Here is a 26,488-nt window from a genome sequence, read left to right on the forward strand (position 1 = left end):
TCTCACGCCGGCCTAGCCGCCGACGTCTCCGACGAGGCCGAGGACCCGCGCAATGCGGTCCTCGGCCTCTTGCGTTTCCAGCCCGCGCGATTTCGGGGCACCCCACACGGGGCCGGGCCACGCCGGGTCCCCCTCGCAGCGCGCTACATGATGCAGGTGCAGCTGCTCCACGATGTTGCCGAGCTTGGCCACGTTCAGCGCCTTCGGAGCAAAGGCCTGCTCCATCGCCCGCGCCAGTGCACCGGACTCGCGCGCCAACTGGATGGCATCCTCGGGGGCCAGTTGATGCAGTTCGCGCACATCGGCGCGACGCGGCACCAGGATGAACCAGGGATAGTCGTGATGATCCATCAACCGCAGCCTCGACAGTGGCCACTCGGCCACAGCCCAGGTATCGGCCTCCAGGCGTGGATCCAGCAGAAATTCATTCGTCATCGTCAAACTCCTGCCATATTCCCGGCTGGGACCAGAGGCCGGTCTGCCATTCGCCGTTCGCGCCGGGCAACAGGTAACTGTAGTGGGATCGATGCCGCAGGGCAGCCATGGCCTCGCGCCGTATATCCGCGTCCGCCCCACTGATCACAACCAACCGGGTATCCGGTACGGCCCAGGCCCGCGCACCCGGACCGATCTCGCCTGCGTTCGCCAGTGCGACAGGGTCGCTCGGCAAGTCATGCCGCCCCAGCCAGCCGGCCACGGAGGAATGCGAGCCCAGCACGATCCGCATGCCTTCTGCGTCGTCCGCGGAACCCGGCACTCGACCCAGCCAGGGAGCGACCTCGGAGGGGTCCGCATCGTCCAGCGCCACCACCCGGGCTTCCGGGTCCAGCGCCCCCTGACGCAGGATGGCGGGCGACTCGTCCGCTGCCAGCTGGCGGAACATTCGCCAGTCGGGGTCGATGGCAATGGCCAGGGGTCGGCTGGAGGTCTCCAGCGAAATCCCCTTCTCTACCGCATTCAGCTCGACCCAATGAGTCTCGCGGCCGTTCTCGGTTACCAGCACCAGCGGCACATACAGATCCCAAGGGGCCTGCTCGTCGCGTTGTTGCAGCCGGCCCTGTACTCGCCAACCGTCTCCCCGCGCCTCACGGTACAGTCCCGTCAGTTCCAGCGCAGGCGCGCCGGGGCGCTCTACCCACTGGGAAAAGAAGGGCTGCAGGTCTTCATCCGTCGCTCCGTCGAACGCCCCGATCACGGCGTCCCAGTCCGCCTCGCGAAAGCGCCATTCGTCGTACAGGGCCCGCGCACCCGACAGCAGCGCCTCGCGCCCGATTCGATCCTCCAGCATTCGCCACAGCATCGCGCCGCGGTAATAGCCGGCGATGCGAGCCGCCCCCGAATTGCCGCCCCGGAAGCTCCCGTGCGCACGATCTTCCCCGGCCGGCAAGGCCGCGTAATCGCGCAGCCACTGGCCCCGTTCCTCCCGCCCTTCGCCGCGGTCGCGCTTGAATTGATAGTCGGCCATGTAGGTCGTCAGCCCTTCCGACCAGTTGCCTGCGGAATAATCCACGTACACCCCGGTTCCCCACCAGGCGTGCAGGACCTCGTGGCCCAGCGAGGTGTACGGAATGAATGGCAGCGGAATCACACGTTCCCCCAACAACGTAAAGCCGGAAAACGCCAGCCCCACGGGCTGCGGACTCGCAGCGATCGTGAAGGTCGCAAACGGGTACGGGCCGATCTCGTCATTGAAGCGCTGCAGGTATTTGGCCGCCTGCTCGCGATAGGTCTCCCCGAATCGCTCCTCGAGGCCGACCGGAAACAGGGTGCGTACCTCCACATCTCCAACCCGCCGCTCGGCCGACTCCCAGGGGCCGGTGGCGATCGCCAGGGCTCGACCAGCGGGGTGCTCGAACGTGGCATGGTATTCGTCACCCCGGCGCTTTTCGGCCACGCGGGAGCCGGACGCCACCCCGAGATGGCCACCGAGGCTCCTCAATTCGATCCGCACAGCGTGGGGCTCGGCATCGGGACGGCGCGGATACCAGTCGGCGCCCGGCGGCAGATACCCGCCGTCCGGGCCCAGATATCCGCTCCCGGGACGTGCCTGGTCCGGTGCCGAAAGACGCGCCCCATAGCGGATCGCCAAAGGCCCGTCATCCGCGGCCGGCTCGCGCGCCAGTTCCAGCCAACCATCCTCGCTGCGGTCGAACTCGACTACCTGCCCGCCAAGCGTCACCGCATCCACGGCAATGCCCGGATCCAGTCGCAACCGGCGCAGCGAGGCCGGATCGATCCGGGCCGGATCCGCCTGGAACCGCCCCTCCAGCCGCGCCTGGCTGGGATCCAGTTCCACCTCCAGCGTCACACCATCGTATGCCGTGTCGGCCGAAGCCGCTCCACCGGCCAGCCACAAGACAACACTGCACACCAACAACCCCGGGCGCATGCGTCAGTCCTCGCGCGGGAAGCGTGCCACGCGCTCTAGCCGCTTGCCCTCACGCTCGATCTGCAGTGGCAGCCACATGCCCGGTGGCGTCGCTTGCACCACGCGTTGCAGATCGCCAGCGGCGCGAATGGTCTGTTCGCCTGCCCGCAAAACCCGATCTCCAGCCTCCAGGCCGGCCGCCTCACCGACCGACCCCTCCTGCACGCGCAGGATGCGAATCCCCGGCGCGTCATCGGACTCCAGGTGCACGCCCAGCATCAACCTCGAACGTTCAAAACGCTCGTCGTGTGGCACGCCGAAGACGGCGTGCGCAAGCGCCGGATCGCTGTCCGCACAACCGCCGGGCTCGCGCGGCAACAACACCGCGGCCTCGGTCACGCCCAGATCGGCAAGTTGATGCGGCACCCCATAGCCGTATTCCAGGTGCCCGGAGCCAATGATCGCGGCCACCAGCGGCGGCGTATCGCCGCCCGCCTTGATGCGCGCCGCAATCCCGCCAGCCATCATCCGATCCCACGCCAACTGCGTCGCGATAAACCGTTCCGAGTCCGGTCCCATGCCCGCTGGATGACGTTCCAGCACGGCTTCCAGATAGTCACGGTAGCCCTGGCTCGCCGCGGCCGGGGCCGACACCCCATCGCGCGTATCGGCATCCACGGTATCCCAGCCCTCGTGACCCAGACGCTGGATATACTCCCGCTCCAGGTTCAGCGCCAGCAGCGGCACGTCGTGGACGCGGGCAAAGTGCAGGATCGGCCAGTACAACTCCGGGTCGAAACCCCAGTGCTCGTACCAACCGCTCTTCTCCAGGAATGCCTCCGGGTCCAGCTCGCCCGCGACCCAGGCATCCAGCACCGGCTGCCTGGAGCGGGGCAGCATCTCCAGCCCGATCACCATGTCCGGACGCTGACCATGCAGCGCAGAAAGCGTGCCCAACTGCCAGCGATGATGATCCATCCGGTCGTGGCGCTCGCCCAGCAACACCACCTCGCGGGTGGCAAGGTCGACATACAGTTCGGCGGCATCCAGCGGCTCGCCCGCCGGCGTGGACCACGCCCCCGGAGCCGGACAATCACTGCCCGCTTTCACGGTACCCGCCAACAAGGCCGCCAGCAGGCCAACCGCGCCCACCCATGTCCCAACCCGAAAACCCGCCTGCATGCAGCACTCCTCGTTGCGAACCCACTACGCGCGGGACCATTTTCCAACGCCCACTCTTCGACGAACCCGGAGATCGGGTCCCGGCACGGCCAAACTATCCAGAAGACCCTGCGGCGCCTCCAGCGTTCCCCCGAGACCTCCGCTCGGTTAGCCTGAAAGGATGAGCACACCCCCGCAAAACCCACGCCACCTGGCCTGGCTGGATCAGACCATCGGTGTCCTGCGATCCCTGATCATCTATCGCCGGCCCGGACGCCAGCGCGGACTCCAGCATATGTATGCCCCGTTTATTCGGTCCGGGGATCTGGTGTTCGACATCGGAGCCCATGTCGGCGACCGCACCCGCGCCTTCGCCGATCTTGGCGCGCGTGTGGTCGCCCTGGAACCGCAACCGCAGCTCCTGCCCTGGCTGCGCCGCGCGGTGCGCGGGCGCCCGAGCATCTCGATTCGGCGCGAGGTGGCCGGGCCACGCCCAGGTACCGCACAGCTGCAGGTCAGCCGACGCCACCCGACCGTCTCCTCCGCCTCGCGTTCCTGGGTGCGATCACTGCGCACCCGCAACCGCAGCTTTGAACACGTACGCTGGGATGAAGAGATCGCGGTACCCATGGTCACCCTCGACCAGCTCATCGCCGAATACGGGCCTCCAGCCTTCTGCAAGATCGATGTGGAGGGCATGGAGGCCGAGGTTCTGCGCGGCCTGAGCCACCCCATCTCCGCCCTGTCCTTCGAGTTCGTGGCCGGCGCGCTGGACGTCACCCGCGACTGCCTCGACCAGCTGGCGGAACTGGGCACGTACGAATACAACCTGATCCCCGGCGAACGCCGCCAGTATCAATTCGCCGACTGGCAATCCGCCGCAGCGATCCTTGCCTGGCTGGAGCGACACGGCGAAAACCTGGGTTCGGGCGACCTGTATGCCCGCCGACACGATGCTTGATGGGGTCGCCTTGACGGAACCAGTGCGAGCGGCAAGGCTGAGCCTATGAACGCCGACAACCTCCCCTGGTGGCAACACCACACGAGCGACGGGATCGCCGCGCTCGCCGCGCGCGATGCGGTCGCGATCCTGCCCCTGTCGGCCATCGAACAACACGGCCCCCACCTGCCGCTGGATACCGACTACCGCATCGGGCTGGGCCTGCTGCAGGCCGCCTGCGAGACCATACCGGAGGACCTTCCGCTCGCGGTCCTGCCGCCGGTGGCGATCGCCACCAGTACCGAACATACCGGATTCCCGGGCACCCTGAGCCTGCAGCCCGAAACCGCATTGGCCACCCTGCGCGACATCGGCGACAGCGTGTCCCGCAGCGGCCTGCGGCGCCTGCTGCTCGTCAACAGTCATGGCGGCAATACCGCGATCTGCGACCTCGCTGCCCTGGAGTTGCGCCGGGCCCACGGCATGCTTGTGGTCAAGTATCACTATTTCACCCAGCCCCCGCCGGACGCGCCCCGCATCGCGCCCGACGAGCTTCGCCACGGCCTGCACGGCGGCTTGCTCGAGACCGCGATGATGCGGTTCCTCGCTCCGGAGCACGTGCGCATGGAAGCAGCCCTGGACGCGCCTTCACTGGGCGCGGAGCTCGCAGAAAAGCTGGAGGTGCTGGAACCCGAAGGGCGCGCCGCCTTCGCCTGGATGGCGGGCGACCTCCACCCGTCCGGTGTCGTCGGGGATGCCCGCGGCGCAACCGCCGAACTGGGACAGCAATTGGTGGAGCACTACGCTCGCACCCTGGCCGCGGCAATCCGCGACGCCGCGCGGTTCGACCTGACGCAACTCGCGCCCTGAGAGGGAGCCAGTTGCGTCAGCCGCGCTCGGCCTCCGAGGCCAGCAGCTCCTGGAGCCAGTGGCCGCCACGGTCGGCCTTGGTGCTGAGATAGCGCAGGTTGTGCGGATTCAGCTTGCCATGCACCGGCTCGCGTGCCACCACGTCGATGCCACCGGCACGCAGGGCATCCATTTTTCCGGGATTGTTGGTCAATAGCCGCACGCTGTCGATGCCGAGGAACTCCAGCATCTCCACCGCTGCGTCGTAACGCCGGCCATCGGCCTCGAAACCCAGCTGGCAATCGGAATCGATGGTATCCAGCCCGGCCGTCTGCATGGTATAGGCGCGCAACTTGTTGGCCAGTCCAATACCACGACCCTCCTGCGCCAGATACAACAGGACGCCGCCGCCCGAGTCATTGATGGTCTTCACGCCCAGGCGCAGCTGATCACCGCAGTCGCAGCGGAGGCTGCCGAACAGATCCCCGGTCAGACAGGCCGAGTGCAGCCGGACCGGTACCGCATCCGGCCAGTCGCGGGGCTCCCCTATCAGCACCGCGACGTGCTCCAGGATCCCGTTGCCCTCGCGGAACAGCATGAACCGGGTCACCGGCGCGTCCGCCAGCGGCACCGGGGCCTCACTGACATAGGCCAGTTCCAGTCGCGGGTGCTTGGCCACCGCGCGCGCCTCCTGCTCGTCGACGTCGAGGAACATGCCATCCGCCAACGCCGCGCGAATGGCCTCCGGCATCGGCTCGGGGACCGGCGCGGCCACCACCGCCGGCAACAGACGCCCCGCACGCACAAGCTCCAGGGCCGCGACCTCTGCGGGAAGCGCACGAACCACCGTGGGCTGCCCCATCGCGGCGTACGGGTGGGTCGTCTCGTTCGAGGCCTCCGGGGCACTGGCCAGGGTAAACAGGGCCTCGGGATCGGTATTCGGAGCGAATTCCAGGGCCACACCTTCCCAGCCTTCCTGCAGCGGCTGGGACCAGCCCATTGCAGAGGCGCGGTGCGCGGTTAGAATCAGTCGAGGCGCGGACCCGGTCATGTGGGTCAGGCGATCCAGCAACACAGGGGTCAGCCCCTCGACGGCCGCAACGAGTACACTCGACTGCGAACCACTCACCAGGACCGGATGGCCCCGGCGAAGATCAAAGATCCCGCGATCGGCGTTGTGCATCGGGTGCTTCCATACGGAGTTTTGTTTATGACCAGCCCGCAAACCGCGAATTCCCCGGATGCGGTTCCCGGCTTGGCCAGGCAGGTCGAAGACGGCGTTAGCCTACCCCAACTCGCTACTTGCGGTCCCGTAACCCCGGGGATTGCGGCATGACAGCCTATCCGGTAACCGAGGAGCAGGCCTGGCGCTGGCTGCTGGCACAGCGGGCCGATCCCGGGTGCTGCCCCCTGCCCGGCCCCCTGGCACCGGGTGCCCACGAGCTGCTGGATCTCTACGGCCCGATCGTCGAGGCCCCCAGCATCACCGTGGCCCAGCTCGGCCAGAGCCTGGACGGGCGCATTGCCACCGCGAGCGGCAAGTCGCACTACGTCACCGGCCCCGAGGACATCGAGCGCCTGCATCGCCTGCGGGCCCTGGTCGATGCCGTGATCGTCGGCGCCGGCACGGTCGTGGCCGACGACCCCCGCCTGACCGTGCGCAAGACCGAGGGCCCCAACCCGGTCCGCGTGATCCTGGACCCCGATGGCCGCATTCCCGCTGATGCCCATGTCTTTCGCAATGCCGAGGTCCGGACCATTGTCCTGCACGCGGCCGGGTATGGACCCTGCGGCCTGCCCGAGCATGTCGAATGCCTGGAGATGCCCACCGGGACCGACGACCGCTTCGACCCCGCCAGGATCCGCGGCCAACTCGCGGAAATGGGCCTGCATCGCCTGCTGGTCGAAGGCGGCGGCCAGACGGTCTCGCGCTTTCTCGAGGCGGATACCCTGGACCGGCTGCACCTGACCATTGCGCCCATGCTGATCGGCTCCGGGCGTCCGGGTGTGACCCTGCCGGAGATCGATTCGCTGGATCAGGCGTTACGCCCGCCTTGCCGTATCTTCCGCCTCGGCGGCGACACCCTGTTCGACCTGGACCTGCGCAGCAAGCCCTGACCCGACCCAGATTCGTTCGCCGCCATCGCGTCACGCGCGATGGCGGGGCACCTCAAACCAGGTTGTCGCGGATCGCGCGCGAGACCGCGTCCAGCTCCGCCGGGACCTTGGCTGGCTGAACCACGCTCTGGGCGATGGCTGTATCCGGGTCCTTCAGGCCGTTACCCGTAAGGGTGCACACCACGGTGGAGCCTTCCGGGATCTTGCCCTCGCGGATGTCGCGCAGCGCACCGGCCAGCGACGCGGCTGAAGCCGGTTCGCAGAACACGCCTTCCTTTTCCGCCAGCAGCTTCTGCGCAGCAAGAATCTCGTCGTCCTGGCACTCGTCGAACCAGCCACCGGATTCCTCGCGGACCTTCCAGGCCATGTCCCAGGACTGCGGATGGCCGATACGGATCGCGGTCGCCACGGTGTCCGGGTTATCGACCATCGCGCCACGCATGAACGGTGCGGATCCCGCCGCCTGATAGCCGACCATGTGCGGACGGTTACCCACCATGCCGCCACCGGCGTACTTGCAGTGGCCCTTGCAATAGGAACAGGCGTCGGTCACGTCGTCGCTGCTCTTGGCCGCCATCTCGCTGTACCCGATCCAGTGCGCGGTGATGTTCCCCGCGTTGCCCACCGGCAGGCAGTGGTAGTCCGGGGCGCGGCCCAGCTCCTCGACGATCTCGAAGGCGGCCGTCTTCTGGCCTTGCAGGCGATAGGGGTTCACCGAGTTCACCAGCGTCACCGGCGTATTGGAGGCAACCTCCTTGACCAGACGCATGCCGTCATCGAAGTTGCCCTCGATCTGGATCACCGTGGCGCCGTGCATCATCGCCTGGGCGAGCTTGCCCAGGGCGATCTTGCCGTCCGGGATCACCACGAACGCGGTAATGCCCGCACGCGCCGCATACGCGGCGGCAGCGGCCGAGGTGTTGCCGGTGGAGGCGCAGACAATCGCCCGCGAGCCTTCCTCGATGGCCTTGGTCACGGCCATGGTCATCCCCCGGTCCTTGAACGATCCGGTCGGGTTCAGCCCCTCGAACTTGACGTAGATCTCGACCTCGCGCGTGAGCTCGCGCGGGATGTTGTTCAGACGGATCAAGGGCGTGTTGCCCTCGCCCAGCGAGATGATGCGCGTGTCGTCGTGTACCGGCAGGCGGTCACGGTAGCGCTCGATCAGTCCGGTATAGCGATGTCCAAAGGCCATGGTGTTCTCTTCGTCGTTGCGAAAGGGATAGAGCGTCAACTAGCGCGCCAGTCCTTCCATGCGGATACGGGTAATCGGGGTCAACAGGTGATCCAGGGCCTCGATCGCGGCAATCGCCTCGTTCATCGCACCCTCGCGGACCTTGTGCGTCAGCATGATGATCGTGGCCTCGCCGCGCTCCGGGTCCGGCTCGCGCTGCAGGATCGCCTCGATGCTGATGCCGTGCTCGCCCAGGATCCGGGTAATGTCGGCCAGCACGCCGGGGCGGTCCTGGGTGCGCAGGCGCAGGTAGAAGGAGGTCTCCACCTCGGCAAGATCCAGCACCGGTTTGTCCGACAGGGCATCCGGCTGGAACGCCAGATGCGGCACGCGGTTCTCGGGATCGGTGGTCAGGGCGCGCACCACGTCGACCAGATCGGCCACTACTGCGGAGGCGGTCGCCTCGGCCCCGGCCCCGGCGCCGTAATAAAGCGTCGGGCCGACGGCGTCGGCATGCACCAGCACGGCGTTCATCACGCCGTCGACGTTCGCGATCAGCCGGCGCTCCGGGATCAACGTCGGATGCACCCGCAGCTCGTAGCCCTTCGGCGTCCGCCGGGCGATGCCCAGGTGCTTGATGCGATAGCCCAGTTCCGCGGCGAAGCCGACATCCTCGCGGGTGATATCGCTGATCCCCTCCACCGCGACACGGTCGAACTGGAGCGGGATACCGAAGGCAATCGAGGCCAGGATCGCCAGTTTGTGCGCGGCGTCGATCCCCTCCACGTCGAAGGTCGGATCGGCCTCGGCATAGCCCAGTGCCTGGGCCTCGGCCAGCACGTCCTCGAAGTCACGACCCTTGTCGCGCATCTCGCTGAGGATGAAGTTACCGGTACCGTTGATGATCCCGGCCAACCACTCGATCTGGTTGCCAGCGAGACCCTCGCGGATCGCCTTGATGATCGGGATGCCACCGGCGACTGCCGCCTCGAAGGCCACCATCACGCCCTTCTCCTGGGCGCGCTCGAAGATCGCGTTGCCATGCAGCGCGATCAGGGCCTTGTTGGCGGTGACCACGTGCTTGCCCGCGTCAATCGCGGCCAGTACCAGGCTCAGGGCGAGATCCGTCCCGCCCATCAGTTCGACGACGACCTCGACCTCCGGATCGTTGACGACCTCGGCCGGATCGGTGGTCAGGCGGATCTGCGAGCAATCGCATTCGCGCTCGCGCTGGATGTCGCGCGCGGCGGCCGCCACGACCTGAATGTCGCGACCCGCGCGGCGAGCGATCTCCGTGCCGTTGCGCGCGAGCACGTTGATCGTGCCGCAGCCGACAGTTCCCAGTCCCAGAATTCCGATCTTTACCGGCGTCATAGCCTTGCTGTCCTTGACGTCGGGCACCAGCGGCGCCCCGTGTTCATTGCGTTGAGGGTCTGCGGCGGTCGAACTAGCTGCCCGAACCCGGATTTTCCTCGGAGGCGTCGGCCAGGATCGAGTCCGCGCGGAACATCGCCTTGATCCCGCGCAGGGCCTGGCGCGTACGCTGCTCGTTCTCGATCAGGCTGAAGCGCACGTGGTCGTCTCCGTAGTTGCCGAAACCCACCCCCGGCGAGACCGCCACCTTGGCGTCGCTCAGCATTTTCTTGGCGAACTCCAGCGAGCCCATCTCGCGGTAGGGCTCGGGGATCGGCGCCCAGACGAACATGGTCGCCTTCGGCTTCTCGACCTGCCAGCCGAGCTTGTTCAGCCCCTCGCAGAGGACATCACGGCGCACCCGGTAGAGCTCGCGAATCTCCTCCACGCAGTCCTGCGGGCCCTCCAGCGCCGCGATTGCGGCGACCTGGATGGGGGTGAAGGTGCCATAGTCCAGATACGACTTGATCCGCGCCAGCGCCGCAACCAGGGTCGCGTTGCCGCACATGAAGCCGACGCGCCAGCCCGGCATGTTGTAGGTCTTGGACAGGGTGTAGAACTCCACCGCAATGTCCTTCGCCCCCGGCACCTCGAAGATCGAAGGCGCCTTGTAGCCGTCAAAACTGATCTCGGCATAGGCCAGGTCGTGCACAATCCAGATGCCATGTTCCTTGCAGATCGCCACGACCCGCTCGAAGAACTCTCGATCCACGCACTGGGTGGTCGGATTCGCCGGGAAGTTGAGGATCAGCATCTTCGGCTTCGGCCAGGAGTCCTGGATCGCCCGCTCCAGCTCGGCGAAGAAGTCGACATCCGGCGTCAACGGCACATGGCGCACATCCGCGCCGGCAATCACACAACCATAGGGATGAATCGGATAGGCCGGATTCGGCACCAGCACCGCATCGCCCGGCCCCAGGGTCGCCAGCGCAAGGTGCGCCAGACCTTCCTTGGAACCGATGGTCACGATCGCCTCGGTCTCCGGGTCCAGATCGACATCGAACCGGGTCTTGTACCAGCGCGTGATCGCCCGGCGCAGCCGCGGGATGCCCTTGGACACGGAATAGCGGTGGGTATCGCCGCGCTGCGCCGCCTCGCACAGCTTGTCCACGATGTGCTGTGGCGTCGGCTGATCCGGGTTGCCCATGCCGAAGTCGATGATGTCCTCGCCGCGGGCGCGGGCCTCGGCCTTCAACTGGTTCACGATGTTGAAGACGTAGGGCGGGAGGCGCTCGATACGGGGAAAGACGTCGGTCACGGATTCTGGGTCCTGGTTGGGGCCTTGGGGAACGCTTTGCAGGGCCAAAACGGCCCCTCCGGATGCCGCACCGGAAAGCGCGCCAAAGTATAACCCGGGCCCCCGGCTGTCAACGAACCGAGGTTCGGACACCCCGCCGGACGGGGATGGCATCTTGAGCCTTTCGCGGGCTCGGAGTAGCGTAAAGGGATGCTGTTTTCCGAAGTCACCAGCGAAGACTCCTACATCGTGACCGGCTACGAGTCGGGGCGCGTCGGAATCAACCAGATTGCGCACAGCCGCAGCCTGATCGTGCGCCCGCACGAACTGCGCACCGACTGGCCAGTCGACTCGGTCGAACAACTGGGCGTGGATCACCTGCAAGCAATACTGGACGCGCCGCCCGAGGTCCTGCTAATCGGCACCGGTACGGTCCAGCAATTCCCGGACCGCGCGGTCTGGCGTCATCTGCGCTCGCAGGGCCTGGGGGTGGAGATCATGGACACCGCGGCCGCCTGCCGCACGTACAACCTGATCATGGCCGAGGGCCGCGACGTCGTCGCCGCCCTGATCATTAACGGATAAGCGACACGTCATCCTCCAGCAAAGTGGAGGGCTCGGGCGCTTTTCGGCAACCCGCTCAGGAACGCGGCAGGACCTCGTCGCCCTTCATTCCACGCGACTCCAGTAGCTTGCGCAGCCGCTTCAGCGCATCCATCTGAATCTGCCGCACCCGCTCCCGGGTCACGCCGATCTCCGCCCCCACCTGCTCCAGGGTCGAGCGCTCGAAACCGTGCAGCCCGAACCGGCGCACCAGCACCTCGCGCTGTTTGTAGTCGAGCTCTTCCAGCCAGGCATCCACCAGATGATGAAGATCCTGATCCTCCAGCAAAGTGGAGGGCTCGGGCGCATTCACGTCGGCAAGGATATCGGCCAGCGAGCGATCGCCGTCCGGGCCCGACGGCAGATCCATCGAGGTGGAGGGCTCAGACATCGCGCGCAGCTTCTGGATCTCCGCCACCGGCCGGCCCAGGCGCTCCGCCAGCTCTTCCTCGGTGGGGTCGCGGCCCAGTTCCTGCGTCAGGTTGCGCGCAATCCGTGCGTGCATGCGCAACTCCTTGCTCACATGCACCGGAATGCGGATGGTCCGCCCCTGATTCATCAGGGCCCGTTCGATGGTCTGGCGGATCCACCAGGTGGCGTAGGTGGAAAAACGAAAGCCGCGCTCCGGGTCGAATTTTTCCACCGAATGCATGAGGCCGAGATTGCCCTCCTCGATCAGGTCAAGCAGCGGCAGACCCCGGTTCTGGTAGCGACGGGCGATCTTGACCACCAACCGAAGATTGCACTCGATCATGCGCCGGCGGCCACTCTCATCTCCCTCGCGCGCCAGACGCGCGTACTTGCGCTCTTCCTCGGGGGTCAGCAGCGGGCGGTATTCGATATCGCGCAGATAGATCTGGATCGCATCCAGTTCCGCGGGACGGGCGTCGCGCAGGGTTTTCGGCCGTACCGGAGCGCCTTCTTCCGGTTTCAAGCCGGCGGTAACGTCGGGTATCACCGCCTCCGAGACGTCTTCCGGATCCTCGGATTCCTCGATCTTTTCGACCGGATGGGCCAGATCCTCGGGCACCTGGACCGCCTCCTCCGGATCCGGATCGTGGGTCAGGTTGTCGTTGTGCAGTTCCGGAGCGGCCGGTTGCCGGGTCTTGGCCATGTAGTGTCCTGCTCTCGATCGAGTCAGCGGTCCGGGAGGTATCGCGCCGGGTCTACCGGCGTCCCGTCCACCCGGATCTCGAAGTGCAACATCGGGCGCTCGGCCCCCGATGACCCCAGACGCGCGATGGTGTCGCCCGCCTGCACCTGGTCACCCTCGCTCACCAGCAATTCATCGTTGTGCCCGTAGGCACTGAGGAACCGCGCGTCGTGCTTGAGGATGATCAATCGACCATACCCCACCAGGCCGCCACCTGCATAGACCACTTCCCCGGCCCGCGTTGCCTGTACGTGATCCCCCCGTTCGCCGCCGATCGCAAGCCCTCGGCGCGTGCCGCTGCTGGAGAATCCGCGCAACACCTCGCCCGCCGCCGGCCATTGCCAGCCCCCCGGATCGGAGGGCGGCGGACTCGAAGTCGACGAGCTTGAGGTGGAGCCGGACGAGGTCCCGCCACCGCTGTCGCGGCCAGAAGCGCCCGAGGATGGTTGCCGCGTGCTCGGCGCTGAAGAGGCCTGTGGCGCACTGGGCGGCGACGAGCGCGCCGCACCTCGCAGCCGCAGGCGCTGACCGGGATGGATGACATAAGGGGCACCGATGGCATTGCGCCGGGCCAGATCGCGCCATTCCACGCCGTAGCGCTGGGCAATGCGATACAGCGTCTCGTTGCGCTGCACCACATGGGTGTCCGGCATCGAGGCCCCGCTAGGCGCACGCGCCGCACAACCGGCCAGGACACTCGCAACCAGGACCAGCACCAACCCCGTCACCAATCCCTGAACCATGCGCCGGCGCATGTCAGTCCATTACCAGATAGATCGCCATGGCCACGGCCAGCAGGATAATGGCCGCCCAGCCCAGACGCTCCATATACGGTCGCAGATGACGTTCCGCACGCGGCCCGGCCCAGGCCATGAACAACGCGACCAGGAAGAAACGTAGCCCGCGCCCCACCAGCGACGCGATCAAGAACGGCAACAGGGCCATCGAAAGCGCCCCGGCGGTCACGGTGAACAGCTTGTAGGGGATCGGTGAAAAGCCGGCGACCAGGACGACCCAGACTCCCCAGGTGTCAAACCAGGCCTCGGCCTGGCTTAACTCCTCGCCGTACCCGACCTGATGCAGCCAGGGCCCGATCCACTCGAACGCCAGCCACCCGATCAGGTACCCGAGCAAACCGCCAAGCGCGGAAAACAGGGTGGTCAGCGCGGCCAGCCGCCAGGCGGAACGCGGCTGCGCCGCCGCCATCGGCGCAAGCATCACGTCCGGGGGGATGGGAAAGAACGAAGACTCGGCGAACGAGAGCCCAGCCAGATAGCGCGGCGCATGACGATGGCGGGACCAGGCCATCACCCGGTCGTAGAGCGGCTCGAAGAGCTTCATCGATGCCGTACCGCCGCGACCCGTTCAGTCACAAAAGCCTCGACCTGCACGGTCCGCCGTCATTGCTCGGCCCCCGGAAGCATCGGCACGAACATCACCGCGTCCAGGATATCGCGCACATAGGCCTCTTCCGTCCGGGTATAGCGCACCAGCTGCTGACGCCCGTCCGGGCCTTCCACGGGCGCGACCAGGCGCCCGCCCAGCGCCAGTTGGGTCAGTAACGCCTCGGGGACCTCCTTCGGCGCTGCGGTCAGGATGATGCCGTCGAACGGCGCCTTGTCCGGCCAGCCGTCGGCCCCGTCACTGTGCCGAAGATTGACGTTATTGATGCCCAGACGGCTCAACAGTTCGCGGGCGTTCCGGCTGAGCGCCTGAATGCGTTCCACCGAGAACACCCGATCCACGATCTGCGCCAGGACCGCCGCCTGATAGCCGGAGCCGGTCCCGATCTCCAGGACCGTCCGGGGGCGCTCGCCCTCAAGCAGTGCCTCGGTCATGCGCGCGACGATAAAGGGCTGGGAGATGGTCTGGCGATGTCCGATCGGCAACGCCGTGTTTTCGTAGGCGCGATGGCTCAGCGCCTCCTCCACAAACAGGTGGCGCGGAATCGAACGGATCGCCTCCAGTACTCGCGGGTCGCGGATCCCCTGCCCCTCCAGCAACCGCACCAGTCGGTCACGGGCACGTTGCGAGGTCAGGCCGGCGCCGGTGGCGTCAGGAACCATGTCCAGCCTCCGGAAGCGAGTCGTCCAGCCAGCGTCCCACCGTGTCGATGGCGTCAAAGCGCGTGAGGTCCACCTGGATCGGCGTCACCGAGACGTAGCCCTCGCGCACCGCGTGGAAGTCGGTACCCGGGCCGGCATCCTGCTCCGACCCGGCCGGCCCGACCCAGTAGATCGGGCGCCCGCGGGGGTCCTCGTCCGCGATCATCGGTTCCGCCCGATGGCGATGCCCCAGGCGCGTGGCCTGCACACCACGGATCTCCGAGCGCGGCAGATCGGGGACATTCACATTCAGGATCGTGGCCGCCGGCAGTGGCACACGGTTGATGCGGTCCAGCAATTCGACCACGACGCTTGCCGCAGCATCGTAGTGCTGCAGATCCGGACCCACCAGCGACACCGCAATCGACGGGAGCCCCAGAAAACGTCCTTCCATCGCAGCTGCCACCGTGCCGGAATACAGCACGTCGTCGCCCATGTTCGCACCGGCATTGATCCCGGAGATGACCACATCCGGCTCCTGCTGCAACAATCCGGTGATCGCCAGGTGCACGCAGTCCGTCGGGGTACCGTCGACCTGTACATCACCGCCCTGGAGATGACGCGCCCGCAGCGGCCGCACCAGCGTCAGGCTGTTGCTGGCGCCGCTGCGATCCCGGTCCGGGGCCACCACGTGCACCTCGGCAATCCGCCGCAGATGCGTCGCCAGGCACTGGATGCCCGGGGCGTGAATTCCATCGTCGTTGCTAACCAGAATGCGCATGCAGGAACAGGGCCGTTGGGAGGGCGTTCAATATACTGGAAACCGTCCAGGGAGACGCTCTCGAATCGACTCGATCGCGCCCGCCCCCCGAAAAGTGCGAGTATCCTGCCATGAACTCCGGGGATGATCCCAACGATTTCGACGAATTCCTGCAGGCCGTTGGCAACGTGCGACGGCTGCACAGTGATCAGGCCGATGTCCGTCCCCCGCCTCCCACAGCCCGGGCACGCCAGCGAGAGGCCGACGAGGCGCGCGCCCACGCCGACTGGCTGAGCGATCCGCTGAACGCCGCCGATCTGCAACCGGGCGATGAACTCCGCTTTGCCCGCCCCGGCATCAGCCCGCGCGTGTTCCGCAAGCTGCGGGGCGGACACTACCGCGTACAGGACGAGATCGACCTGCACGGCCTGTTCGCCGAGGAGGCGCGCCGCGCGATTGGCCTGTTCCTTGACGATGCCCGCCGGGGCGGCGCGCTGTGCGTACGGATCGTGCACGGCAAGGGCCTGCGTTCACGCCACAAGGGCCCGGTACTCAAGGGGCTGACCGACCACTGGCTGCGCCAGCGCGACGATGTCCTTGCGTTCTGCTCCGCGCGGCCGACCGACGGCGGCACCGGTGCCGTGTATGTCCTCCTCAAGCGGTCCCGGAGCCCGGATCCCGGGCGCTGAAAGCCGCATCCAGAGACCATCTTTCACCCGACAAACGGCGCCCTCACATGCGCCATTCGATATATTCGCATTTTGCGATTTGGATGCTTAGACTGGATCCAGACTCGCAAGGCGGACCCCGGAATCCTGACCCGGATTCATCTATCATTTGGTGAACACCGACCTTGCGCTTTATCCACGATCGGTCCATGATTTGTACAAGTCTTGTACAGACACAGGACGCAACGGACTCTGCACTACGAGGTATTTGCCATGAAGAACTGGAAGCTTGCCCCCCTGGCCCTCGGCCTGATCGCCTTCTCTGCCGCCAGCGGCCAAGCGGGCGCAGACAGCATGCCGCAGCTCTCTCAGGACGACCTGCAAGAGCGCATCGCTGCCAATCGCGACGCCATTCAGAAGTTTGCCAGCACGCTCCAGGGCGAACTGATGTCCGCCATGCAGTCCGGCGGGCCCACCGAGGCGATCCAGGTGTGCAACGAGCGCGCCCCCGCAATTGCGCGTGACATCTCGGCGGAAACCGGCATCGAGATCGGCCGAACCAGCCTGAAGCTGCGCAACCAGGACAACGCCCCCGACCGCTGGGAACGCCTGACCCTGCAGGGTTTCGAGGCCCAGCATGCGGCTGGCACTCCAGCCACGGATCTGCCGCCGCGCTTTGGCGTGGTCGAATCCGATGATGGTGACCCGAAATTCCGCTTCATGGCGGCCATCCCGACCGGCGGCGCCTGCCTGGCCTGCCACGGCTCCGACGTCAGTGGCGACGTGAAGCACGCGCTGGAACGTCTCTACCCCGACGATCAGGCCACCGGCTTCCGCGAGGGTGACGTGCGCGGTGCCTTCACCGTGACCCAGGAAATGTAGGCATTCCGGGACCATCGGGCCCGAGTCCCGGGTCCATCGGAAGAGGCCGCCTCCGGGCGGCCTTTTTTGTGGCCGGGACGATCCCGAAGCACCCGCCACAGGCTCCATTCTTGAGCACAACCGCACCGGAACGTGCTATTTTCGTGGCATGGAAGCCGAGAGGGGCGCCAGAAAAACGCCCCTCCGCGCGCACGACCCGCAGACCCGACCGAAACACCTTATATGACGCGAACCATAGATGCCGAACTGCTTGCCCTCGCCGTGGATGCCTCCAATGACGGCATCGTCATCGCCGAGCGCGAGGGCGACGACAACATCCTGATCTACGTGAATCGTGCCTTCGAGGAACTGACCGGCTATCGCTCCGAGGAGATCCTCTACCGCGACTGCCGCTTCCTGCAGGGCGAGGATACCGACCAGGACGTGCGCCAGGAGATTCGTGCGGCCATCGACGAAAACCGGCCCTGCCGCGTGACCCTGCGCAACTACCGCAAGGACGGCAGCCTGTTCTGGAACGAGCTCTCACTGACCCCGGTGTTCAACGACGAAGACCGACTCACCTACTACATCGGTATCCAGAAAGACATCACCGACCGCGTGGAAGCCGAGCAGCGCGCCGAACGCGCCGAACGCAAGCTCAAGAACTCCGCCTGACGCCGACTCAGGCGCGATCCGCTGCCCGCGGGACGCAGATCGCCTCAAGCACACCGGTCGCATACTCCCCGGCACCCAGCTCCAGCGTCAGCCACAGGTCATGCCCCTCCCAGCGCCACTCCACGGCGCCTGGCACCATGCGCAGCGCGCGCCGCGCCGCCTTCACGTCCGCCTTGGCCAGTCCTTCCGCCAACGCCGGCTCGCCAGCGGCCATCGCCGTCTCCAGTGCCTCGACCTCGCCTTCCGTCTGCATCGCACCCTTGCCCCATAGCGGCCCCGTCGGATGGAGATCCAGCCGGGCAGCGCGCGCCTCCAGCTCGGCATCCACCTCCGCCACCGGAAACACGCTGCCCGAGCCTTCGAGATTGGCCACGTCGCCCGGCAGCAACCGGTCCCAGTCGCCGCGGCGGACCCGCTCGGCCAGTACCGCGTTGAAGATCGCGGAACGGGCGGCGGACAAGAGCAGACTGCGTTGGTTGCGGCTGCGCGGCGCGCGACCGCCCCCCAGCCAGGCCCGCGCCTTGGCCAGGTTGTCGCGGCCAAAGCGTTGCGCCCCGAAGTAGTTGGGGATCCCCCCGCTACGGATCGCCTCGAGGATCTGTTCCGCGGCCGCGCGATCGCCCTGCACATCACCCAGACGGATCTCGAAGCGATTGCCCGCCAGGTGCCCAGTACGCAGCTTGCGCGCATGGCGGGCGATCTGCAGCACCCGCATCCGGCCCGCCTCCTCCCCGCCTTCCTGGGCGGCATTCCAGGCCTCGGCACGGGACGTCCAATCCAGCTCGGACTCCGGCGGGCATTGCACGCTGAACCACTGGCGCGTCACCGCCTGGCGGTCCTTGCGCCCGGCGTAGCTGACCTTGCCCCGGCCTGCGCCCGACTCGCGCGCCAGCCAGACCGCCACGTCCTCGCTGTTCAGCAGGCGCTTCTCGATCTCCAGCCAGACATGTTCCCCCTCACCTTCGGGCGTCGTTGCCGGCAATTCCTCAACCCGGAAATCTTCCGGGCACGCCTTGATCATCGCGGTCAGTGGCGGGCGCCAGGGGTAGGGTGTCGCGTTCATCTCGGGCTCCTGACTCATCGGGGGGATGCCGGCCGGGCAACATCGTCGCGCACATAGACCGGCTGCGCGTCTTCAGGCGCCACCGCCTCGCCGCGCTCCCAGGCATCCACTGCCAGCAGCGCAACCTCGCGCGCGTCGGGCAACGCGTCGGCGTCCACCGCCTCGCTCGCCAGCCCCTGCGCGGCGGCCAGATCGGGGAAGGTGGCGAAGGCCGACCCCAGCCCATAGCGCTCGCCCACCGGCCAGGCCACGACCAGGCTCTCCGGTGCGGCCACCTGCTCCGGCCCAAGGCCCACGCGCTCGCCCTGAACCGGACAAAGGCTCCAGTACACCTCCCCCATGCGTGCATCCAGCGCCGCAAGCACGGCCGCCGGCCGGCGATCGTCGCGCAGCGCCTGTTGGGCCAGCGCCTGCAACGTGGAGACGGGAACCACCGGGCGGTCCAGGGCGAAGGCAATCCCTTGCGCCACGCCCAGCCCCAGGCGTACACCGGTAAACGCACCCGGCCCCCGTCCGACGGCCACGCCATCCAGACTGCTGCGCGGCACGTCCGCCTCGCGCAGCAATTGCTCGATCTGCCCCAGGATCAGCTCGCCATGCCGGCGCGCCGCGCGCTCGCGCACACAATGGATCTCGCCATCAAGATAAAGGGCTGCCGAACACTGTTCGGAAGCGGTCTCCAGTGCGATCAAGCGCATATGTTGCGTCCCCGGGCATGCGCGAGAAAACGCAGCGCGGCGGCCGGCTCCCGCGTCCGGTGAAACGCCGGCAGGCTGGCCAGAAAGCGCCGGCCGTAGGATTTTCCGGTTAGCCGCGGATCACACAAGGCGAGGATGCCCGCATCGTCGGCGTCCCGAATCAGCCGCCCCGCGCCCTGTTTCAGCGCCAGCACGGCCTGCGGCAGGGTGAATTCCATGAACGGGGAACGCCCCTCCGCCTCCAGCGCGGACGCGCGGGCCTGCAGCACCGGGTCATTCGGCGCGGCAAACGGCAAACGATCAATGATCACCACCGACAGTGCCTCGCCGCGGATGTCGACGCCTTCCCAGAAACTGTGCGCCCCCAGCAGCCACGCATTGCCCGACTCGCGAAAACGCGCCAGCAGGTCGCCCCGCGGCTGCTCGCCCTGCACCAGCAGTTCGCGATCGGCCGGCAACTCCGCACGCAGGATCGCCGCCGCTTCCTGCAATGCGCGATGGCTGGTAAACAGGAAGAATCCGCCGCCCGGGTTGTCACGCAGCAGCGGCCAGGCCCAGGCGATGCAGGCGCGGGTATAGCCCGGGTCGTTCGGATTGGGCAGCGGGGGCTGTGGGTGGACCAGGCAGGCCTGATTGGGGAAATCGAACGGGCTGTCCAGGCGTTCGCTTGCAACATCGGCCGGCAGGCCGAGTCGGCGCGCCGCATGGCCGAAGTCCTCGCCCACCGCCAGGGTGGCCGAGGTAAAAATCCACGCCGCCGGCCGCGCGGCGCGCCGCTGTGCCAGCGGCCGTGCCGCATCCAGCGGTGTCCGGTGCAAGATCAGGCTCTGACTGAAACGCTCCGCCCAGGCCACCGTGTCCGGGGTCTCCTCGCGCCAGTCGCGCAGGCGTTCCAGCAACAGGGCGCTGCGCCCGCGCAGCTGCTCCAGGCCTGGTGCCCGTGCGGCCGCGGCCTCCAGCGCGTCGCCGACAAAACCGAGGTTCGTGTCGAGCCGATCCAGCAACGGATCGAGCTCGCCGCCGGGACTGACCGTATCCCAGCTGGAGCGGCCCTCCCAGGTGCGCGAGGCATCCAGCAACTCGGCCACACTCGCCTCCAGCTCCGCGATGCGCTGGCGGATATCCAGCATCTCCGGGGCATGCTGTTCCTGCTCGCGCCGGGTGTCCCGTGCCAGTTCGCGCAACGCGCGCGTGCCGACCGCAATGCCAAAAAACGACCCGGCGATATCCGGCAGCTGATGAGCCTCGTCGACAATCACCGCGTCGACCTCCGGCAGGAGTTCGCCGAAGCCCTCTTCTTTCAGGGCCATATCCGCGAGCAGCAGGTGATGATTGACCACCACCACGTCGGCCTCCTGTGCCCGCTTGCGGGCCTGCACCACGAAGCAGTCGTTGTAGCTCGGGCATTCCCCTCCCAGGCAGTTGTCCACGGTCGAGGTGACCTGCGGCCACAACCTGGAGTCCTCCGCGAGGATCCCGGCCTGCCCCAGGTCGCCGGTAGGGCTTGTACGCGCAAACCGCTGCAGGGCCTCGATGACCGGCAACTGCTCGCGGCGCACGGGGCTGCCGGTCGCACCCCCGGCCTCGGCCGCGGCCAGTTCCAGGCGGTAGTGGCACAGATAGTTGGCGCGGCCCTTCAGCAGCGCAGCCCGCGGGCGGTATCCCAGGGCCTCGCAGACCACCGGCAGGTCGCGCTCGAAGAGCTGGTCCTGCAGGGTCTTGGTTCCGGTGGAGATCAGGGCACGCCGGCGCGACTGCAGGATCGGCACGAGATATGCGAAGGTCTTGCCGACCCCGGTCGCCGCCTCGACCAGCAGGGCGGTGGGCGCTGTCGCCAGCGTCTCTTCCACCGCCACGGCCATGCGTTGCTGTGGCTCGCGCGGACGGAAGCCTTCGACCGCGGTGGCCAGATCCCCGCCCGGGCTCAGGGCCCGTACCGCCGCCGACTCCACCGTTACCGCGTTCGACGAGTCAGACAATGTCGGCTTCCAGGCGGCGGATCGCCTCGCGGGCCTCGTCGGCCCCGGCCGCGTCGCCCTGCGCCTCGCGGGCCTTCAGGATCAGTCGCCAATTCTGCAGGGCCAGTTCGCGGTCTCCAGCGCCCACCATCTGCAACGAACGACCGGCCAGCCGCTCGGCCTGCTGATAGCGCCCCTGTTCCATGCGCAGCGCGGCCATCTGGTGCCACAGCCCGGCATCCCGCGGCGCGATCCGCAAGGCGCGCTCTAGACGCTGCTCCGCTCGCGCGGTGTCCCCGGCCTGGCGCGCGGACTCGGCCTGCTGGGCCAGGTTCAGGGCCGCGGCGGGTGTCGCCGCGCGTTCCGGCTCACGGGGTTCGGCCCGATCTTCGCTGGGCGCTGCATCCTCCCCGGTGATATCCCCGTCGTCGGGCGCCGGGGCACTCGCATCCCGGGGCGCCGGCGTCGCACAGGCGGCGAGCAGCGCGGCCAGCGCAACAGCACCCAGCCACTGCGCCGGGCGCCATGCCGAACCAGCGGACAGCGCGCCGCGAAACGGGGATCGTGCGGTACACAACATCTTCACCGGAATAGCCTCTCGAACCAGCCTTGCGGGCTGGAATCACTGCGCAGATCACACTCGGCGCGTGTCTCGGGGCTCGAATTCTGCCAGAACGGCAGCCTCTTCACCGACTCGCAGGCGTGATCATCGCTTTCCACACGCAACCCGGAGGCAAGATCGACCCCCTGATAGTCGATGCCGGGGTGGCCCTCCAGGCGCAGGGATTGCACCCCGATCCCCGCCATGATCTCCGCCCACACCGGCGCGGCGGACACCCCACCGGTCAGGCCGGTGGGACGGTTATCGTCCATACCCAGCCAGACCACCGCCACATGGCGATCATCAAAACCCGCAAACCAGCTGTCGCGAAAGTTGTTGGTGGTTCCGGTCTTCCCGGCCACGACCTCACCGTTCAGGCGCGCATTGATCCGGCTCCCAGTACCTTCCCGGGTCACGTCATGCAGCGCGTGGGTCAGCAAACGCACCGCACCATCCGACACCGCGCCCTGCAGGGACAGCCCGTAGTGCGAGAGCATCTCGTCGTCCTGATCCAGCACGTCGCGGATCACCCGGGTTTCGGTCGCATAGCCACCGTTCGCCAGGGCCTGATAGAGCCCGGCCACCTCCAGTGGCGAGAGCTCGATCGCACCCAGCGCCAGCGACGGCAGCGGGGCCGGCGTGCGCTGCAGACCCAGCGTCTGCAGCAAGCTGACCACCTGCGAGATCCCGATATCCTCGGCCAGACGCACCGTAGCGATGTTGTAGGACTGCACCAGGGCCTCCCACGCGGTCACCGGCCCCCGGTGTTCGCGGTCGAAATTGCGTGGCGTCCAGGGCTCGCCATGCGGCAGCTGCAGGGTCAGCGGGCTGTCGTCGAGGAGCGTCGCCAGGGTGTATCGGTTCGGGTTGGTCAGAGCCGCGAGGTACACGAACGGCTTGATCACCGAACCGACCTGCCGCTGGGCCTCCACCGCCCGGTTATAGCCGGGATAACGCGGGTTGCGATCCCCAACCACCGCCAGCACCTCGCCAGCCTGCGGGTCGGTCACGACGGCCGCGGCCTGCAGATCTTCGAGGTCGGTGCCGCCCCCGCGACGCCGGACCAGGTCGTCCACGCCGCGTACCAGCCGTTCCTCGAGACGCATCTGGACGACCGGGTCCATGGTCGTGAAGATCCGCAGGCCCTCACTGCGCAGGTCCTCGTCCGCGTAATCCGTACGCAGCTCCCGGCGCACCAGATCCAGAAACGCCGGAAAGCGGCTGCGCCCTTCCGGCATGACCGGGGAAACATCCAGCGCCGTCGCCAGCGCCCGGTCCACCCGGTCGCGTTCCGCCAGTCCGGTCTCGGCCATCGCCTCCAGCACCCGGTCCCGGCGCTGCGTGGTACGCTGCGGATAACGTCGGGGGTCATAGTAACTGGCCCCGCGCGCCAGCCCCACGAGCAGCGCCAGCTGGTCCAGCCGCAACTCGTTCAACGGGCGCTGATAGTAGAACTGCGCAGCCTGACCGAAGCCGTGGATCGCCCGTTCACCGGTCTGCCCCAGAAACACCTCGTTCAGGTAGGCCTCGAGGATCTCCCGCTTGTCATAGCGGTGCTCCAGCAACAGGGCCATCACCGCTTCGTTCAGCTTGCGCGTCAGCGTCTGGTCACGGGTCAGGTAGAAATTCTTCACCAGCTGCTGGGTCAGGGTGCTGCCACCCTGCACCGTGCGTCCGGCCCGCAGGTTCGCGACCGCGGCCCGCCCGATGCCGACCGGGTCCACCCCCCGATGGGACATGAAGCGGCGGTCCTCGATCGCCAGCAAGGCCCCGATCAGCTCGCGCGGCACCTCGTCAATATCGACCAGGATACGGTCCTCCCCGTGGGTCGGATAGATACTCCCAATCAGCAGCGGCTCCACCCGCATCAGGTCCACATTGCGCCCACTGGACTGCTCGGCGACCGACTCTACGCGGCCCTCGGACAGGCGCACCCGCACCGAATGCGCCGGCTCCCGACCATCCCCAAAGGTAAACGGCCGGGTGGTCAGGCGCGCGCTACTGCCTTCGATGCGGAACTCGCCGGGCCCGGCGCCATCCGGGGTCTGGCGATAGTTCAGGGCGCGCAGCTCGGTCTCCAGCGCATCCGCGGTCAACGGCCGCCCCGCATAGAGCTCCAGGGGACGCGCATACACCCGCGCCGGCAGCGCCCAACGCTGCCCCTCGAACCGCTCACGAATCTCGCGGTCAAGTTGATGTACATAGATGCCACCCACCGTAAGGCCAGCGAGCAGCAGCCCCGCCAGGGTCCAGCTGCCCGCGCCGAACAGGCGCCGGAGTCGGCCCCTTCGGGGCGCGCTTCGCTTGCGGGGACGTGTAGTGGCTTTTCGCGGCATGGCGTGTGATGGGCGAGGTGACCGAAACGGCAGCAATGGTAACCTGATGCGTAAGCGAAAACGGGTGCATGGCCGGCGATTCCGGGAAAAAGACCCGGCTCCCGATGCCCAACACCCCCACGGCCTACTGCGGAGCCCCGATGACCGAACTGGAACAGCACCACAAGCGCCTGCACCAACTGGTCGCGGACCGCGGATTTCCCGCCCCGGTGCCGGATGCCGACACCGTGCGCACCATCGAAACCCACATCTCCACGGTCATCCTCGCGGGCGAGGACGCCTACAAGTTCAAGAAGCCGCTGAACCTCGGTTTCCTCGACTTCTCCACCCTCGAGGCTCGCCAGCACTACTGCGAGACCGAGCTGGAGGTCAATCGCCGTCTGGCACCCCAGATCTACCTGGAGGTTGCCACCCTCAATGGCGACGATGCCCACCCCGTCATCAACGGCGAGGGGCCCATCCTCGACTACGCCGTGCATATGCGCCGGTTCGACCGCAAACGGCAGCTGGACCACCTTCTGGACAAGGGCCAACTGCCCGCCGCCGCCATGGATGCCCTGGGCCACTACATCGCCGCCTTCCACGAACGCACCGAACGCACCGATGCGCAGTCCGAGTACGGCACCGCAGAGGCCGCCACCCAACCGATGCTGGACAACTTTCCGGCCCTGAACGAGACCGTTCGTGGTGCGTCGGACCGGGCACGCCTGGAACGGCTGGAACAGTGGACGCGATCGGAAATCCATCGATTGAAGGCTACACTTGACGCTCGGCATGACGCGGGTTTCGTGCGCCATGGCCATGGCGACCTGCACCTGGGCAACCTGGTCTATGTCGATGACGAGAACGGCGAGGAAGTGCCGGTCGCCTTTGACGCGATCGAGTTTGACCCCGCCCTGCGCTGGATCGACGTGATCTCCGAGGTCGCCTTCACCACCATGGATCTCCTGGCCCGTCAGTCGCGCGCCCACGCCTGGCGGCTACTCAACGCCTACCTCGACGGGCGCGAAGACTTCGACGGTCTCGCGCTCCTGCCGCTGTACCAGGTCTACCGCGCACTCATCCGGGCCAAGGTCCAGGGCATTCACGGGGCCGAGGCGCAGCTCCCTTCCGACGAACAGGCGGCCCACCAGGCGGAGATGGGCCGCTATCTAGCCCTCGCCGAGCGCCTGACCGAACCTGGATCCCCCCGCCTGATCCTGATGCATGGCGTCTCCGGCAGCGGCAAGACCGTGATCAGCACACAGATCATCGAAGCCCTGGGCGCCGTGCGCCTGCGCTCGGATATCGAACGCAAACGCATGTCCGACGCCGTCTCCTACAGTGCCGACGCCCGGGCCCAGATCTACGGCCATCTGCGCGAGCGCGCCCAACGCCTGCTGGCGCTCGGCCTGACCGTGGTGGTCGACGCCACCTTCCTGACCCAGGACCAGCGCGCCCCGTTCCAGCGTCTGGCACTGGAACAGGCGGCCGGCTTTGCGGTGGTTGCCTGTCGCGCCCGTGACGAAGTACTGCGCGAACGACTCGAGGCCCGCACCCGTGCGGGCCTCGATGCCTCGGATGCCGGCGTCGAGGTGATGGAACAGCAACAGCCGCAGCAGGAATGGCCCGCCCCCGAGGAGGGCCGCATCGATGTGGCCCCGGAGGCACCGCTGGATCCGGACGCGCTCGCCCGCCAATTGCTGCAACCCGTCGCAACCTGAGCGACCGCGTACAATCAGCGATAGACAGACCCCGGATACTCCGTCAACTTCGAGACACAGGAACTGGCACGCTCGCCCTCGAGCCCGGAACCCGACCAGGAACC

25 protein-coding genes are annotated in these 26,488 nt (G+C 67.3%); 8 read left to right on the top strand and 17 right to left on the bottom strand.

What is annotated here, in order from left to right; translation table 11 throughout:
* Nucleotides 1-12: 12 nt before the first annotated feature.
* The 3 genes from G335_RS0111700 to G335_RS0111710 are packed head-to-tail and all read right to left on the bottom strand — an operon-like array spanning nt 13 to nt 3,550.
* On the bottom strand, nt 13-435 hold the full coding sequence (locus G335_RS0111700; protein WP_018176866.1) for an HIT domain-containing protein: 423 nt from the start codon (nt 433-435) through the stop codon (nt 13-15).
* Nucleotides 425-2,389: a M1 family metallopeptidase gene (locus G335_RS0111705; protein WP_018176867.1), complete on the bottom strand. Its 1,965-nt coding sequence runs from the start codon at nt 2,387-2,389 to the stop codon at nt 425-427. Before G335_RS0111705 ends, G335_RS0111700 begins: the two co-directional genes overlap by 11 nt.
* A gap of 3 nt (nt 2,390-2,392) precedes the next feature.
* Nucleotides 2,393-3,550, bottom strand: coding sequence for a ChaN family lipoprotein (locus G335_RS0111710; RefSeq protein ID WP_018176868.1), 1,158 nt, complete (start codon nt 3,548-3,550; stop codon nt 2,393-2,395).
* 160 nt (nt 3,551-3,710) lie between these two features.
* Between G335_RS0111710 and G335_RS0111715 the strand changes: the two genes are divergently transcribed.
* On the top strand, nt 3,711-4,490 hold the full coding sequence (locus G335_RS0111715) for an FkbM family methyltransferase (protein WP_018176869.1): 780 nt from the start codon (nt 3,711-3,713) through the stop codon (nt 4,488-4,490).
* Between the two features lie 45 nt (nt 4,491-4,535).
* Nucleotides 4,536-5,339, top strand: a complete 804-nt coding sequence (locus G335_RS0111720; RefSeq protein WP_018176870.1) for a creatininase family protein — start codon at nt 4,536-4,538, stop codon at nt 5,337-5,339.
* Nucleotides 5,340-5,355: 16 nt separating this feature from the next.
* Here the strand turns inward: G335_RS0111720 and ribA are convergent, their stop codons facing one another.
* Complete coding sequence (ribA, locus tag G335_RS0111725; protein WP_018176871.1) at nt 5,356-6,501, bottom strand: GTP cyclohydrolase II RibA; 1,146 nt, start codon at nt 6,499-6,501, stop codon at nt 5,356-5,358.
* 149 nt (nt 6,502-6,650) lie between these two features.
* On the opposite strand from ribA, the gene G335_RS0111730 reads away from it, so the two are divergent.
* Complete coding sequence (locus G335_RS0111730; RefSeq protein ID WP_018176872.1) at nt 6,651-7,436, top strand: RibD family protein; 786 nt, start codon at nt 6,651-6,653, stop codon at nt 7,434-7,436.
* Between the two features lie 52 nt (nt 7,437-7,488).
* Here the strand turns inward: G335_RS0111730 and thrC are convergent, their stop codons facing one another.
* The 3 genes from thrC to alaC all read right to left on the bottom strand — a co-directional run bounded on the left by thrC (nt 7,489) and on the right by alaC (nt 11,281).
* Complete coding sequence (thrC, locus tag G335_RS0111735; protein ID WP_026304833.1) at nt 7,489-8,631, bottom strand: threonine synthase; 1,143 nt, start codon at nt 8,629-8,631, stop codon at nt 7,489-7,491.
* Nucleotides 8,632-8,670: 39 nt separating this feature from the next.
* Complete coding sequence (locus G335_RS0111740; protein ID WP_018176874.1) at nt 8,671-9,984, bottom strand: homoserine dehydrogenase; 1,314 nt, start codon at nt 9,982-9,984, stop codon at nt 8,671-8,673.
* Nucleotides 9,985-10,057: 73 nt separating this feature from the next.
* Nucleotides 10,058-11,281 (bottom strand): alanine transaminase, encoded by a 1,224-nt coding sequence (alaC, locus tag G335_RS0111745; protein WP_018937712.1) that lies wholly within the window; start codon nt 11,279-11,281, stop codon nt 10,058-10,060.
* Between the two features lie 189 nt (nt 11,282-11,470).
* Between alaC and G335_RS0111750 the strand changes: the two genes are divergently transcribed.
* Complete coding sequence (locus tag G335_RS0111750) at nt 11,471-11,845, top strand: Mth938-like domain-containing protein (protein WP_018176875.1); 375 nt, start codon at nt 11,471-11,473, stop codon at nt 11,843-11,845.
* A 55-nt stretch (nt 11,846-11,900) separates the two neighbouring features.
* Here the strand turns inward: G335_RS0111750 and rpoS are convergent, their stop codons facing one another.
* From rpoS to surE, 5 genes are read right to left on the bottom strand one after another with little or no spacing between them, the layout of a single operon-like run.
* A complete protein-coding gene (gene rpoS / locus G335_RS0111755; protein ID WP_018176876.1) occupies nt 11,901-12,977 on the bottom strand; it encodes an RNA polymerase sigma factor RpoS in 1,077 nt (358 codons plus the stop codon).
* 23 nt (nt 12,978-13,000) lie between these two features.
* Entirely contained in the window at nt 13,001-13,771 is a 771-nt protein-coding gene (locus G335_RS0111760; RefSeq protein ID WP_018176877.1) for a peptidoglycan DD-metalloendopeptidase family protein, read from the bottom strand.
* A 1-nt stretch (nt 13,772) separates the two neighbouring features.
* The gene (locus tag G335_RS0111765; protein ID WP_018145816.1) at nt 13,773-14,357 is read right to left on the bottom strand and encodes a YqaA family protein; all 585 of its coding nucleotides are present in this window, start codon (nt 14,355-14,357) and stop codon (nt 13,773-13,775) included.
* A gap of 59 nt (nt 14,358-14,416) precedes the next feature.
* Entirely contained in the window at nt 14,417-15,082 is a 666-nt protein-coding gene (locus tag G335_RS0111770; RefSeq protein ID WP_018169643.1) for a protein-L-isoaspartate(D-aspartate) O-methyltransferase, read from the bottom strand.
* Entirely contained in the window at nt 15,072-15,842 is a 771-nt protein-coding gene (surE, locus tag G335_RS0111775) for a 5'/3'-nucleotidase SurE (RefSeq protein ID WP_018176878.1), read from the bottom strand. The genes G335_RS0111770 and surE overlap by 11 nt, the downstream gene beginning before the upstream one ends.
* Nucleotides 15,843-15,952: 110 nt before the next feature.
* On the opposite strand from surE, the gene G335_RS0111780 reads away from it, so the two are divergent.
* The 3 genes from G335_RS0111780 (at nt 15,953) to G335_RS0111790 (ending at nt 18,025) form a co-directional block, all read left to right on the top strand.
* Nucleotides 15,953-16,510, top strand: a complete 558-nt coding sequence (locus G335_RS0111780; RefSeq protein WP_018176879.1) for a Smr/MutS family protein — start codon at nt 15,953-15,955, stop codon at nt 16,508-16,510.
* A gap of 252 nt (nt 16,511-16,762) precedes the next feature.
* The gene (locus G335_RS0111785) at nt 16,763-17,371 is read left to right on the top strand and encodes a DUF3365 domain-containing protein (RefSeq protein WP_018176880.1); all 609 of its coding nucleotides are present in this window, start codon (nt 16,763-16,765) and stop codon (nt 17,369-17,371) included.
* 222 nt (nt 17,372-17,593) lie between these two features.
* Nucleotides 17,594-18,025 carry a PAS sensor domain-containing protein gene (locus tag G335_RS0111790; RefSeq protein WP_018169641.1) on the top strand — a complete coding sequence of 144 codons (432 nt, stop codon included), beginning with the start codon at nt 17,594-17,596 and terminating at the stop codon, nt 18,023-18,025.
* 7 nt (nt 18,026-18,032) lie between these two features.
* Here G335_RS0111790 and truD read toward each other — a convergent pair whose 3' ends face one another.
* From truD to mrcB, 5 genes are read right to left on the bottom strand one after another with little or no spacing between them, the layout of a single operon-like run.
* Complete coding sequence (gene truD, locus G335_RS0111795; RefSeq protein WP_018176881.1) at nt 18,033-19,088, bottom strand: tRNA pseudouridine(13) synthase TruD; 1,056 nt, start codon at nt 19,086-19,088, stop codon at nt 18,033-18,035.
* A 14-nt stretch (nt 19,089-19,102) separates the two neighbouring features.
* Nucleotides 19,103-19,786: a tRNA (adenosine(37)-N6)-threonylcarbamoyltransferase complex dimerization subunit type 1 TsaB gene (gene tsaB / locus G335_RS0111800; RefSeq protein WP_018176882.1), complete on the bottom strand. Its 684-nt coding sequence runs from the start codon at nt 19,784-19,786 to the stop codon at nt 19,103-19,105.
* Nucleotides 19,777-21,738 carry an ATP-dependent DNA helicase gene (locus tag G335_RS0111805; protein ID WP_018176883.1) on the bottom strand — a complete coding sequence of 654 codons (1,962 nt, stop codon included), beginning with the start codon at nt 21,736-21,738 and terminating at the stop codon, nt 19,777-19,779. Before G335_RS0111805 ends, tsaB begins: the two co-directional genes overlap by 10 nt.
* Nucleotides 21,739-21,757: 19 nt before the next feature.
* Nucleotides 21,758-22,330 (bottom strand): tetratricopeptide repeat protein, encoded by a 573-nt coding sequence (locus G335_RS0111810; protein ID WP_018176884.1) that lies wholly within the window; start codon nt 22,328-22,330, stop codon nt 21,758-21,760.
* On the bottom strand, nt 22,327-24,681 hold the full coding sequence (gene mrcB, locus G335_RS0111815; RefSeq protein ID WP_155986720.1) for a penicillin-binding protein 1B: 2,355 nt from the start codon (nt 24,679-24,681) through the stop codon (nt 22,327-22,329). Before mrcB ends, G335_RS0111810 begins: the two co-directional genes overlap by 4 nt.
* A 140-nt stretch (nt 24,682-24,821) precedes the next feature.
* Here mrcB and G335_RS0111820 point away from each other — a divergent pair, with 140 nt between their 5' ends.
* Nucleotides 24,822-26,384: a bifunctional aminoglycoside phosphotransferase/ATP-binding protein gene (locus G335_RS0111820; protein ID WP_018176886.1), complete on the top strand. Its 1,563-nt coding sequence runs from the start codon at nt 24,822-24,824 to the stop codon at nt 26,382-26,384.
* Nucleotides 26,385-26,488: the final 104 nt, after the last annotated feature.

This window comes from Thioalkalivibrio sp. AKL8 (genome assembly GCF_000380525.1).
GTDB classification, from domain to species: domain Bacteria; phylum Pseudomonadota; class Gammaproteobacteria; order Ectothiorhodospirales; family Ectothiorhodospiraceae; genus Thioalkalivibrio; species Thioalkalivibrio versutus.